Origin of the sequence: Bradyrhizobium arachidis (genome assembly GCF_024758505.1) — a bacterium.
Classification (GTDB): Bacteria; Pseudomonadota; Alphaproteobacteria; order Rhizobiales; family Xanthobacteraceae; genus Bradyrhizobium; species Bradyrhizobium manausense_C.
This window is the reverse complement of record NZ_CP077970.1, coordinates 7527228-7539248: the sequence shown is the minus strand read 5'-3', so window position 1 is coordinate 7539248 and position 12021 is coordinate 7527228. Positions and strand designations below refer to the sequence as shown.

Annotated in this window: 10 protein-coding genes; 4 read left to right on the top strand and 6 right to left on the bottom strand. The window is 61.2% G+C overall.

Annotated elements, in window-relative coordinates; all coding sequences use genetic code 11:
• The first annotated feature begins 40 nt into the window (after positions 1 to 40).
• Both KUF59_RS34965 and KUF59_RS34960 read left to right on the top strand, forming a co-directional pair.
• Positions 41 to 1072: an IS110 family RNA-guided transposase gene (locus tag KUF59_RS34965; protein ID WP_258767739.1), complete on the top strand. Its 1032-nt coding sequence runs from the start codon at positions 41 to 43 to the stop codon at positions 1070 to 1072.
• Positions 1073 to 1625: 553 nt separating this feature from the next.
• Complete coding sequence (locus KUF59_RS34960) at positions 1626 to 3038, top strand: PAS domain-containing protein (RefSeq protein WP_258767738.1); 1413 nt, start codon at positions 1626 to 1628, stop codon at positions 3036 to 3038.
• Positions 3039 to 3457: 419 nt separating this feature from the next.
• On the opposite strand, the gene KUF59_RS34955 is transcribed toward KUF59_RS34960, so the two are convergent.
• Both KUF59_RS34955 and KUF59_RS34950 read right to left on the bottom strand, forming a co-directional pair.
• A complete protein-coding gene (locus KUF59_RS34955; protein WP_258767737.1) occupies positions 3458 to 3901 on the bottom strand; it encodes a hypothetical protein in 444 nt (147 codons plus the stop codon).
• Between the two features lie 610 nt (positions 3902 to 4511).
• Positions 4512 to 4787, bottom strand: a complete 276-nt coding sequence (locus KUF59_RS34950) for a hypothetical protein (RefSeq protein WP_212458621.1) — start codon at positions 4785 to 4787, stop codon at positions 4512 to 4514.
• 1329 nt (positions 4788 to 6116) lie between these two features.
• On the opposite strand from KUF59_RS34950, the gene KUF59_RS34945 reads away from it, so the two are divergent.
• Positions 6117 to 6326, top strand: a complete 210-nt coding sequence (locus KUF59_RS34945) for a hypothetical protein (RefSeq protein ID WP_249140350.1) — start codon at positions 6117 to 6119, stop codon at positions 6324 to 6326.
• A 187-nt stretch (positions 6327 to 6513) separates the two neighbouring features.
• On the opposite strand, the gene KUF59_RS34940 is transcribed toward KUF59_RS34945, so the two are convergent.
• On the bottom strand, positions 6514 to 7269 hold the full coding sequence (locus tag KUF59_RS34940) for a ThuA domain-containing protein (protein ID WP_258767736.1): 756 nt from the start codon (positions 7267 to 7269) through the stop codon (positions 6514 to 6516).
• Between the two features lie 368 nt (positions 7270 to 7637).
• Here KUF59_RS34940 and clcA point away from each other — a divergent pair, with 368 nt between their 5' ends.
• On the top strand, positions 7638 to 8966 hold the full coding sequence (gene clcA / locus KUF59_RS34935; RefSeq protein ID WP_258767735.1) for a H(+)/Cl(-) exchange transporter ClcA: 1329 nt from the start codon (positions 7638 to 7640) through the stop codon (positions 8964 to 8966).
• 131 nt (positions 8967 to 9097) lie between these two features.
• Here the strand turns inward: clcA and KUF59_RS34930 are convergent, their stop codons facing one another.
• The 3 genes from KUF59_RS34930 to KUF59_RS34920 all read right to left on the bottom strand — a co-directional run bounded on the left by KUF59_RS34930 (position 9098) and on the right by KUF59_RS34920 (position 12013).
• Entirely contained in the window at positions 9098 to 9910 is an 813-nt protein-coding gene (locus tag KUF59_RS34930; RefSeq protein WP_212458931.1) for an ABC transporter permease, read from the bottom strand.
• Positions 9910 to 10743 carry an ABC transporter permease gene (locus KUF59_RS34925; RefSeq protein WP_408918129.1) on the bottom strand — a complete coding sequence of 278 codons (834 nt, stop codon included), beginning with the start codon at positions 10741 to 10743 and terminating at the stop codon, positions 9910 to 9912. Before KUF59_RS34925 ends, KUF59_RS34930 begins: the two co-directional genes overlap by 1 nt.
• A gap of 139 nt (positions 10744 to 10882) precedes the next feature.
• A complete protein-coding gene (locus tag KUF59_RS34920) occupies positions 10883 to 12013 on the bottom strand; it encodes an ABC transporter substrate-binding protein (protein WP_212458617.1) in 1131 nt (376 codons plus the stop codon).
• Positions 12014 to 12021 lie beyond the last annotated feature (8 nt).

Genomic DNA, 12021 nt, shown 5'->3' with positions numbered 1-12021 from the left:
GGGTGCCTTTTGAAGCTCCCACGATTCGGAGGAGCAGCCAATGCAATCAATTTCGACGATCGGTCTGGATATCGCGAAGTCAGTCTTCCAAGTGCACGGCGTTGATGCAGCCGGCCAGGTGGTCCTACGCCGTCAGTTGAGGCGCCGGCACATCCTGGCATTTTTCCAGAAGCTGCCGCCCTGCCTGGTGGGCATCGAGGCTTGCGCGTCATCGCACCATTGGTCCCGCGAACTGCAGGCGTTGGGGCATACGGTGCGATTGATGCCTCCGGCCTATGTGAAGCCCTACGTCAAGCGGCAGAAGAACGACAGCACCGACGCGGAGGCAATTTGCGAGGCGGTCACGAGACCCAACATGCGGTTCGTGCCGACCAAGACGGTCGAGCAACAGAGCTGTCTGATGCTTCACCGGGCGCGCCACCTCTTCATCCGCCAGCAGACAGCCGTGATCAACTCAATCCGCGCCTATCTCGCCGAGTTCGGGATTGTCGCCCCTGTCGGGCGCAGGGGTGTCGAGCAACTGCTGGAAGTCGTCGCCGATACAGCCGACCATCGGCTCCCCGAGGTAGCCCGTGCATGTCTTGCTGCTCTCGGCATTCAATTGCGCGCGCTAAAGGCTCAAATCCTGGAGTTCGACCGACGCATCAACGCCTGGCATCGATCAAATGCGACGAGCAAACGGCTAGACGCGATCCCCGGCGTCGGGCCGGCGTTGGCCACAGCTTTGGTGGCCAGCATTGCGGATCCCACGGCTTTTCGATCAGGACGAGACTTCTCGGCCTGGGTTGGGCTCGTGCCGAAGCAGAACTCGAGCGGAGGCAAGGACAAGCTTGGCAGTATCAGCAAACGAGGGGATCGCTATTTACGCAGCCTTTTCACGGCTGGCGCGCTCGCCGTGATCCGCTATGCCAAGATCCAAGGCACCGATCACCGGCCCTGGCTCACTCGATTGTTGACCCGGCGCCCCACCAAGGTCGCGGCCATCGCACTCGCTAACAAACTCGCCAGAATGGCCTGGGCGATGATGGCCAGAAACGAACGTTACAATGAACCCGCCGCTCTCGCGGCGTGACGAGACGACATTACACCGGGACATCCGGTGTGACGTAACGGTTGGGAGGGCGAACAGCACGTAATGCAGCGCCGGTCGATCCGGCGATCAGGACAACCCACATGGGCCACAGCATCATCGAATGCGAGGTTTTGACCGGAACCTGATCCGCGGAGGGCATTATGGCCAGCGGTCATGTGAGCCGCACAAACAGGCCGAACACATGGCCGCTCCGACCAACGCGCCGCAAAGTGAAGATTCTTCTTGCCAACCCGGAGCCGTCCACACATGGCCCAATGGCGAACTCCAGACGAGTCCCTGAAATGTCGGCTCGTTGGGGTAGACCAGAAGCCAAGGGACGAACATCCAAAGGGCGCTTCTGACCCAAAGCCGCCCCTGTTATGCTTGCAAACGCCCAGCTACCCCGCTCAGAGCCTTGTGTCACGGCAGAAAATTTGTTTGCCTAGGTGCTATGGGCAACAGTCGCGAGAAGCCTTCGAGTGGAGAATGCGAGACCGGCTTCCCACACGGTAGCGGCGAATTGGCTGGCCTTATACGCGCGCTAGATTGGTCCATGACCGAACTAGGACCTATCGCGGGTTGGCCTGGGCACCTCAAGTCCGCAGTCAATCTGCTGCTGCCCGCCAAAGCACAAATCGTGCTGTTCTGGGGCCCAAACTTCGTGGCCCTATACAACGATGCTTATGCACCCACTATCGGTGACAAGCATCCGCGAGCACTCGGGCGACCCGCCCAGGAAAGCTGGACCGAGCTATGGGACGATCTAGAGCCGCTCCTACAGCGGGTGTTCAATACGGGCGAGACCGTATTCGCCAAGGACCGCCCCTTTTACATCGAGCGCCACGGTTACCCGGAGAACGTCTTTTTTGACATCTCTTACTCTCCGGTTCAGAGCGAGACGGGTGAAGTCGGTGGCGTCTTGTGCATCGTGAGCGAGACGACAGAACGAGTTGTCGCACAAGCAGAGCTGGCTAGAGCACAGGAACGGTTGACCCAAGCTCTCAGTGCAGCTGGGATGGTAGGCACCTTCGACTGGCACGTGCAGTCCGACACCTTCTATTCCGACGCTCGCTTTGCAGAAATGTTCTCGGTCGATCCTGCAAAGGGAGAGAAAGGCGCGCCGTTGGCGGAGTACCTTGCGGGCATTCATCCAGAGGATGTTGAGCGGATCGCTGCTGCCCTCGACCACACCGTAACAACGCGAGAAAGGTATGCTCAGGAATATCGGCTGGTGCAAAAGGACGGAAGTACCCGGTGGGTCGAGGCACGTGGCGAGTGCTTGTATGGCGAGGATGGAAAGCCGGATCGTTTTGTCGGCGTGGTGGTGGACGTAACCAGTCAGAAGAACGCGCAAGAGCGCCAACGGTTGCTCGCCCGCGAAGCTGACCATCGGGTGAAGAACATTTTCGCCAACTTTCACTCGATGATAAGTCTGAGCGCCCGGTCTGCCCGCACGCCACAGGAGATGGCGCAGGCTCTTCGTGGTCGGATGGATGCTCTGTTGCGAGCCAAGGACCTTGTTCGGCCTGGTATCATGGGTACGGAACACGAAAGCCAGCGGACGACAGTGGATGCGCTGGTGCGCACAGTCTTGCAGCCCTACGAAGACGGCTCGCCTGACCGCATCGTTTTAAGTGGACCGGATGTGAGTGTCGGGGCGAAGGCCGTGACCGGCCTTGCTCTTGCGTTGCATGAGACTGCGACGAATGCGGTCAAGTACGGGGCGCTCTCCCGACCGAACGGTTCAATTCATGTCACTTGGGGAGCGAGCCAAGACAACTTCCACCTTGAATGGGACGAAACGGGCGGTCCCGTGATCGACGTGACGCCGCAGACTCGTGGATTTGGCAGCATCCTTGCCGAGCGCAGTGTGACCTCCGAGCTTGGAGGGACGATTGAGCACGACTGGCGGCGAAATGGCCTTAGATTGACGCTGAGCGTTCCGTTAAATCGTCTCGCGGTTTGAAAGCCGCTAGGTCAGCTTTGGGCTGGGGGTGACCATCTTGATCAAATACTCACCTCACCGGAGCCGTGGGCTGATGTCGGTTTCTGGCCCCAAGCTAAACACCACGAGAGCCGTCGCCACGTCTGCTATCTGAGGGAAGCCGGACGCCGCCCGACTGATAGGCCGACCGCTGCTTTTGACCCATCTCGGACCTTCGCACAGAGCCTCGCGACGTCTGCTTCCGGAGGTGAGTCGATCGAGATCATGCAGGCTGCCGAGGCAGCCTTTGACTCTGGGCCGCTTCGCAGCGGAAACTCTGGCATGCGCGCTATCAGAGACAGAGCGGACCAAGCACTTAGCAGCCCAGATTCCCGCTTCTGACCCACGGCGGACCACGAATACAGATTGTTCGACTTCGATCTGCCACATTCAGAGGGGGCTCAGATTTCGCAGCCGGCCAAATTCAATGCCTTGCGCAAGCCACCAAACGCCTTGAGCCGACAGGGCTCGGTATCGCTGGCGGCCTTTGAACGCGGGAAAATGGCAGTTCGCTTGATAACGGTTGACTTTGGCTTCGGCTTGGGACGCTCAGCGGTCGCGATCTTCTTCGAATTGTGCCGATGACGGGCGATCGGCTTCGGCTCCGACGAACCGATACCAATGTCTTCTGGCGGAGCAATACGATCTTCGACCAAAGCAGCCTCTGTCGGCATCTCGCTGCTCACAGCGATAACTTCAAGGCGATCGGCCTTCGCCAACGCGTCATGCGAAGCAGAAATGCCCGCGTTTTGCCCGGCAATACGATCTTCGACCAAAGCAGCCTGTGTCGGGGCAAGCGGTTGGACGATCGCGACTGCGCGACGCGGTGGAGCTCTCAGCTCCATTGCTGACAGCACTCCTACACCCAACAAGATAAGGAGGCCCAACAACGCCATTCTAAGCATAGTGCGCCTCTAACCTGAGTTAGTGCCGCTGAAAATTCTCCGCTCCAATACGGCAACTTGTCGGCGGCAGCCGGCCCACGACGGATCATTTGCCGACAGGGTTAATGCGGCGATGCTCTCCACAACTTCGCTCACGTCCTTTCCGTGAGCAGACCGTATCTGGTTCAGGTCACGGCAGACGGTCTGTTAGCGGACCCTTTCGGACACGGAGTGATGTCCGAGTTGTGCGCGCCACAGCGGACTCCGCCGATGACGCCCCGCGCTGTTGCGGAACGATCGACCTCCGGGCGACGAAGGCGGCTGCGGCTCGGCTTTGGACCCTTGCGCGTCGCCAAACGCCTGTGGGAGGCGAGGCGCCTCGCAATACTGCCGCTGATTCAAGTCGCACGCTTCCCGCGTCAAGTGATGCGCCCGCCGGAAAGCTCGGCTCCGCGATCGAGTCTCATCTGCCTTCTCGCTTGTCCTGAATTTGCAAATCGAGAGCGAGAACAGATCGTGTTTACGGACCACAGGAGAAGTGCGCCAGGAATGGACGCTGACCGATTCCCTGCTAATGGCGCGCCCAATCCCTGATCGCCGCCGTAATTTCCCTGTTTCTGGTCTGTGCATCCGTCATCGCGATCGTGTTGGATTCACACGGCGATTTCGCATTTTTCCTCCCTCTATAGGCCGCAGTGGCAGCGTATTTCCCTGCAAAATTCCCTGTAAGCAGGGAATTGGTGCAAAGCCGTATTGTGGCTGCCGAAATAGTCACCGCCAGCAGGAACTCGCGTTGCGGCGTCATGGTTAATAGAAGTTTGGCAAAGGAGATTGTCCGATGCCCCATGCCATCCCTTTAGTAATGGCCGCCATTGTCGCAAGCACATCACTGGTGATCCTCGCGCCAAGAGACGGCGCTAATGCGGGCTCCGCGGGAGCGGGCACGGGGACGGGGGCGAGTAGCGCCAGCGCTGGCGCGTCGGCACCTTCTGGAATGGGGACGAGCGCAGGCAACGCGGGTCCGACAGCGCCCCCAGGGATGGGTACGAAAGATGCCGCCACCGGCGGAAATCTGGGCACCAACGGCCAACCGACAAATCCGAACGTTCAGCCCGCGACGCCGGCCAAGTCGCGGGCGGCAGCCCAGGCCGCAAGAAATGCCGGGGTTGGTCACGCTCAAAATGGACTGCCGATCGGCGCGCTTGGGACCGGCACGAGCAATGAGGATCAGATAGCCATTGGCTCAGCGCCCTCCCGAAACAGATCCCCACCGGCAGCAGCGCCCCCAGGGATGGGGACGAAAGACATCGCCACCGGCGGAAGTGCGGGCACCACCGGCCAACCGACAAATCCGAACGTTCAGCCCGCCACGCCGGCCAAGTCGCGGGCGGCAGCCCAGGCCGCAAGAAATGCCGGGATTGGTCACGCTCAAAATGGACTGCCGATCGGCGCGCTTGGGACCGGCACGAGCAATGAGGATCAGATAGCCATTGGCTCAGCGCCCTCCCGAAACAGATCCCCACCGGCCGCAGCACAGGCTCAAGGAAACAGCAGTGTTGGTCCAGATGGCCTGCCGATCGGAGTGCTGGGGAGGGGCACCAGCATTTCGGACCGGATACGCCCGCCGCGGGCCGCACGGGCTGGCGACAAGGTCCTGGACGCCAAAGCACAAGTCGAGCGACGAACAATTGTATCGCCCAGACGTGTTCCGGGCCGGACAAAGCCAGATCTGTAGTCTGCGAGCGAAGCGGCGAAGAGACAGTATTGGCGCGCTGGATGACCGCGTCTCTAGGGCATCTTTCAGCGCGGCCGGCGCATCGGTCCACTGACGAGGCGCTGATTCCTGATCTCGCGAAGGAGCAGCATCCGTTTGGTTTGTGCGGTCGGCTCCGTCGCGTTATTCGAAGCGGCTTTAGTAAATCCTAATTCCCTTCGTCATCTGGGTCGGGTGGATAGAAATCGGCCAAACATGGCTGCCGTTCAACGGCTTCGCTGGGCTAAGGCACGATCTGCCCGGGGCTCGCATCGGGTTCGTTCCTATCCAGAACGCGGCGAAGCAGAAAATGGCGAGCGTTGCACATTTACAACCCGCGCGGCAATTTAAGATAATAAGGTAGTTGATCAGAATGACAGAAATATATTGCGTGTTTATTCCGATATAATCAGGGGGAGACAAATGTTTGATGTCTATCGCAGTGGGAGGCGCGATTTGCTCGTTCTAAGCACAGGCTGTGCGATACCCGCGGCTTACTCCGCAAATAAATGGCGCAAGAGGAGAAAACGAATTCTCAAAGTAAGCGACGAGATCAGGTCAGCCGTTCAGAGACAAGGCTATTACGTCCGTCGCTTGCGGGTTAACAAGCAGCGGATGATCGACATCAAGTAGGTCGGCGGCTGGTGTTCTCCTTTTTTAATCTCTACAGCCCGACCGCGAACGAAGCCGCGGTTCTCGCGCTCTTCCGCGCGGCAACCGCTACGCCGGCTACTTGCGGCTGATCCCCGGCGTATTGCCGGATAATCCGCAGCCAATGCTCGCCGGATTTCGATAGCGTTGCGCCTAGCGCCTTCGACTCCTAGGGCAACTTTCGCGTAGACCAGAGGATAGCGTTCGTAAGGATTTGCTGGTAGCGGACGTCGTGCCAGACTGAAGCCTCGTGGCCAAGCGCCGTATAGAAGACACGTCCCTGGCCGAAGACTCGGGTCCAGGCGAGAGGCCAACCATAAAATCGTTGATGCACACCGGCCTTGCTAAGATCCACCGAGCTTGGGTCGAGGCGCAGGAGGACGTGTGATCCACGGTAGTCGAAGTCGCTGATTTGGTAAATCTCATCCTCGACTTGCAACGACTGCCCGAGAAACGCCACCAGTGGATCGCCAGCATCAACCACCTCGATAGTCACCGCCTGATGCCATGGATGACCACCAAAATAGCCCCCGACCAGATCGAGATAGTCCGGCCAAGTGTAGAACGTGTCCGTGGCCGAATGAACCCCGAGGAACCCGCGGCCGGAGCGGACAAAGTTGAGAAGAGCTCTCTTTTCGACGCCGCTCATGGGAAGTTCTCCGGATGTATAGAACATCACCGCGGCGTAGCCTTCGAGGTTTTCGGTCGAAAATTCAGAGGTGTCTTCCGTTGCAGTGACCTCAAAGATACCGGAGTTCCTTCCAAGCTGTGTCAAGATTGTCTTCGAAAGCGGTATAACGTCGTGCCGGTAGCCGGCCGAGTATGTGAAATAGAGGATGCGCTCCGGCGGGCGCTCTGCGCGCGCGCCGAGCGGTCGGATTGCCGCCGCGCTGCCGACGAGCGCGATGAACTCGCGTCGTCTCACAATGCTCTCCCGTAGCCTGATCAATCATAGTATGATGAAGCAAGCTTAGCACATATCAATCGAGCGCCGCGCCGCAAGCGCGGGGTGTTGGGTGTGCGCTTGGAGTCTGCTCGAAAGACGCAAAGGTCTCGAGCATTAGATTGCTCGCGCCCTTTTGGGGGACGCCATGCCACGCGTTCTCGGGTGCGCGCGCGATATGGCCGGGAATAGCGCGTTTCCTGGCGCCTTTATTGAGATACGTCTTAGTACGTCGATTGGAGAGGCAGCTCCCAATTCGGTCAGTCGGGAGCATTTTTCCGCGACATGCGGCGGGCAATCTTGACAAGACTTGCCTTCTTGCGAGGGACCTGGAGAATTATCGACCAGCCGTGGATCACAACCCCGACGACCACCGACAAGCCGCGGACGAACGTTGCAGCCTGGTTGGCCTCGCGGCGTTGGCCCTCATCGTCGGCGCGGCCACTGGATGGGTCGGAGCGATCTTCCGGCTCTTGCTCGAGCAAGCCGATCGGCTGCGCGATGCGATGATCGCCTGGGCCCATGGCAACGCAATCTGGGGATTCTTGGTTGTCATCGGGGTTTGCGCTGTCGCTACCCTGGTCGCTGCGTGGATGGTGCGGCAATTCTCGCCACACGCGTCGGGCAGCGGCATTCCGCATGTCGAAGCTGTCCTGCACGATCAGATTCCACCGGCTCCCTTTGGTTTGGTGCCAGTGAAATTCTTCGGCGGACTCCTGGCGATCGGCTCCGGGCTGGCGCTGGGCCGCGAGGGGCCGACCGTCCAGATGGGTGCTGGCATCGCGGTTTTTGTCGCGCGCGTCTGCCGGCTCTGTTGGGCGGATTCTCGGGTGCTGCTGGCGGCCGGCGCCGGCGCCGGTCTGGCAACGGCATTCAATGCGCCGATTGCCGGGCTCGTGTTTGTGCTGGAGGAGCTTGTGCAGAGGTTTGAGCACCGCGTTGCCGTCGCCGCCCTTGCGGCGCTGACAACAGCGATCCTGGTCGCAAGGCTGTTTCTCGGCGACGCGCCCGACTTCCAGGTCGGGCCGCTGAGCTATCCCACCGCCGCCTCCGTGCCGCTCTTCTTGGTTCTGGGTGCCCTCGCGGGCCTGCTCGCCGTCGCCTACAATCGCACCCTGCTCGCGGCCATCGCAGCCCGCGACCGATTCGGGTCGTTGCCGATCGAGCTCCGCGCCGGATTGATCGGCGCAAGTGTCGGCTTTTTGGCCTGGTTCGCGCCCGAGCTGGTCGGTGGCGGCGATCAGATCACACAGCGCGCATTGATCGGCCACGAAAGTCTGGCGATCGTCGGATTCACGTTCCTGATCCGGTTCGGACTGGGCCCTCTCTCATACGCGGCCGGCACCCCAGGTGGGCTGTTCGCGCCCTTGCTCGTGCTCGGAGCCCAGTCCGGGCTGGTGTTCGGAGTGGCTTGCCGCGTTGTATTCCCAGGGCTTGCTATCCAGCCGGAAGCATTTGCATTGGTGGGGATGGCCGCCTTCTTCACCGGCGTGGTGCGTGCGCCGGTGACGGGCATCGTTCTCGTCGCGGAGATGACCGGTAACGTGACAATGCTGCTGCCTATGCTGGGCGCCTGCTTCGTGGCGATGCTACTGCCCATGATGTTGCGCAACGCACCGATCTACGATTCCCTGCGCGAGCATACGCTGCGCTTGGAGCGGCAAATCAGACAAAAATGAGCTCGGTGCCATCCACCGCTACGCTAGGTCGGCGTTGGTGATGGGGCCGAATAGACAGACGAATCAGTTGTAATGAACCTCAACACCGCTAGGCGCTTGGCCTCGACATCCCAATGATGCGACCCGTTGACCTAGGCGCCAACCTTGGCCAGAACGTCGGCGCGCAAGAACCGCTCGATGAAGAGCATGAACAGCACTGAGGGGACGAGCAGGATCAGCGCCGTGATCGAGGCGACCTGATAGTTACCGCCCATCGCCGCATTGTAGAGCAGCAGCGGCAGGGTCATGACCTGCGGGACGCCGACGAAGAAGGTGCCGGTGAACTCGTCGAGCGATTCCAGAAAGACAAAGATGCCGCTGGCGATGATGCCGGGCGCAGCAAGCGGCAGCGTCACCGAGAAAAAGGTCTTGAGCGGCGAGGCGCCGATGTTGCGCGCCGCAAGCTCCAGCTCCTTGTCGACGGCGCCGAAGGCGGCGGCCGCGATCCAGACCGAATAGACCAGCCCATGCGCGGCATGGACGAGCACCACGGCGAAGACCGTGCCGTTGATGCCGAGTTGGTAGAAGACGCGGGCGACGTTGATGTAGATCGCGACCGACGGAAAGGCCTGCGGCAGCAAGAACAGAACCATGAACAAGGCGCGCGCCGGCAGCTTCAGCCGCGCCAGCGCGTAGCCGGCCGGGATCGAGAGTGCGAGCGCAACGACGACCGTCAGTACCGCGATCCAAACCGACGTGCCGAGCGAGGCCATGGCGTCGCCTGTCGGGCGGAACACCTGCTCCCAATAGCGCGTGCCGTAGGTGACCGGCAGTTTGTAGGGCGTGTACCAGCGCTCGGCCACGGACCAGAGCGCGAGGTTGGCGAGCGGGCCGATCAGCACGAAGGCAAAGGCCGCGAGCAGGGACGCGGCCAACGCTGTACGCAACGAGGTTGCCAGACGCATCATGGCGCAACTTCTTTCCCCGCCATGCCACGCTTGAGATAGATGATCGCAGCGCCGGCCGAGAGCAGATAGGTGATGACGCCGAGCGCATTCGCCGTGGCGTAGTCGCCATAGGCGTTGATGCGGAAGGCCATGTCGACGGTCAGCATGGTGGGCTGCGATCCCGCCACCATCATCGGCACTGACAGCACCGAGAGCATCGTCACGAACGAGAGCACCAGCGCCACGAGGAGCTGCGGCATCACCTGAGGCAGCGCGAGCTCGACCAGCACGCGCAAGCGTGAGGCACCGAGATTGCGGCCCGCTTCGAGCGTCGCGCGGTCGATCGCGGCGAGCGCGCCAGCGAGCAGCAGGGCGACGAAGGGCGTCTGCTTCCAGACGAAGGTGGCGATGATGCCGCGCCAGTCGAGGAAGCTTACCGCCTGAAGCGGCTCCATGAGCCCCATGGCCACGAAGGAATTGTTCATCAGCCCGTTCTTGGCGAGGAAGGTGCGCATGCACTGTGCCGCGACGATGAACGGGATGAAGAGCGGCCAGCGATAGAGCGCTTTCAGCGTGCCAACGATCCAGCGGTTCTCGCCGAGCGTCAGCGTGCCGGCGATGATGATGGCGGCGAGCCCTGTGAACAGGCAGGAGGCGAGCACGATCACGACGGTAAAGAGCATGTCGCGGGAATACAGCTCCCAGGCCTTTCGGAAGGAGTCCAGCGAGACGCCGCCCTGCGGCCCGGTGAAGGCCGAAATCAGCGAGAAGCTCAGCGGATAGAGAAACAGCGCCGCCACCAGCGCAAGGCCAGGCGCGATGAGCAGCAGAGCGAGCTGGCGTTGGGAGATGGACATCAAACCTGCTGACAGCGGCGCGGAGGAGAAAGGTCGTCATTCTCGGGCGTGACCCGGAGAATCTCAGGACCAGCCTGCATGGTGAAGGGATGGTCGGGTCAAGCCCGACCATGGCGGCCTCCCGAAACGAACCTCAGTTCGCGACCTTCTTCTCGTAGCCCTCGAGGATGTCGTTGAAGTAGGGCGCTATCGGAAAGGGCTTGCCGTTGCTGGCGAGCTCGGCCGGTGTAACGTCGGTGAAGAGCTTGTCCCAATCGGCCTTGTCGAGCTTGCCTTCGAGGTTCTTGGCGTCGATGCCCGGATACCAGTTGAACTTCTTGACGATGCCGTCGGCCTGGACCTGCGGCGAAGTTGCCAGCGCGATGAAGGCCTCGGCCAGCTTCTTCTGGGCCGATTTTTCCGGGATGGAATAGTACATCGGCTGGCCGGGCATGCCGGGCGAGACGAGTTTCAGCTTCATGTTCGGCGGCAGTTTGCCGTCGGCCTTCCAGGAGTAGAACATGTCGACCCAGACCGGGCCGATCGCGATCTCGCCGCGGTTCAGCATGTCGAGCGTGCCGGCATTGCCGGGGGTGATGGTGGCGTTGGCGTTGAAGGCCTTCAGATCCGCGAAGGCCTTGTCCCAATTGGCCTTGGTGGCGGCGTCGTAGGGGCCTTTCATCAGCTTGTCGGCGTCGCCGCCGAAGGCGTAGACCCAGCCGGCGACGAAGGCGACGCCCGACATGCCGCCCTTGATGCCGTTGTAGCCGAACTGCTTTGGATTCTTTTTGGCCCAATCGGCGAGTTCGGCGAAGGTCGCCGGCGGCGTCTTGACCATGTCGGCGTTGTAGGCGAGCGCGGTCTGCGACTGGAACATCGGGATGACGTAGCCACTCACATCGGTGCCGAGCGCGTTCTTGGCCGCGTCGCCCGTGGCGAGCTTGGCGGTGTCGACATTGCCTGTATACTTGTCGAGCAGGCCTTCCTTTACCATCTGGCCGGCGGCCTTCTGGTGGATCACCACCACGTCGAAATCGGTCGCGCTCGCGCCTTTCTGGGCGTTGAGCTTCTCGTAAATCTTCTGCGAGCCGGAATCACCCGGGCCGGTGCCGACCGCGACGACCTTCACGCCCGGGTGAGCCTTCTCGAACATCGGGGCAAGGTAGTCCTTGACATAGTCGACCATATTCTGATCGCCGGCGGAGGCGACGTTGAGCGTTTGCGCAGCGAGCGGCGAGGCCGCGATCAGCGCGGCGAGCGAGGTGGCGATCGTGAGAAGGCGCATGAGTCTGG

Bases quoted from the DNA above. Each gene is read 5' to 3' on its own strand.
- KUF59_RS34965 (WP_258767739.1), top strand. From the start codon at position 41: ATGCAATCAATTTCGACGATCGGTCTGGATATCGCGAAGTCAGTCTTC.
- KUF59_RS34960 (WP_258767738.1), top strand. From the start codon at position 1,626: ATGACCGAACTAGGACCTATCGCGGGTTGGCCTGGGCACCTCAAGTCC.
- KUF59_RS34955 (WP_258767737.1), bottom strand. From the start codon at position 3,901: ATGGAGCTGAGAGCTCCACCGCGTCGCGCAGTCGCGATCGTCCAACCG.
- KUF59_RS34950 (WP_212458621.1), bottom strand. From the start codon at position 4,787: ATGGGGCATCGGACAATCTCCTTTGCCAAACTTCTATTAACCATGACG.
- KUF59_RS34945 (WP_249140350.1), top strand. From the start codon at position 6,117: ATGTTTGATGTCTATCGCAGTGGGAGGCGCGATTTGCTCGTTCTAAGC.
- KUF59_RS34930 (WP_212458931.1), bottom strand. From the start codon at position 9,910: ATGCGTCTGGCAACCTCGTTGCGTACAGCGTTGGCCGCGTCCCTGCTC.
- KUF59_RS34920 (WP_212458617.1), bottom strand. From the start codon at position 12,013: ATGCGCCTTCTCACGATCGCCACCTCGCTCGCCGCGCTGATCGCGGCC.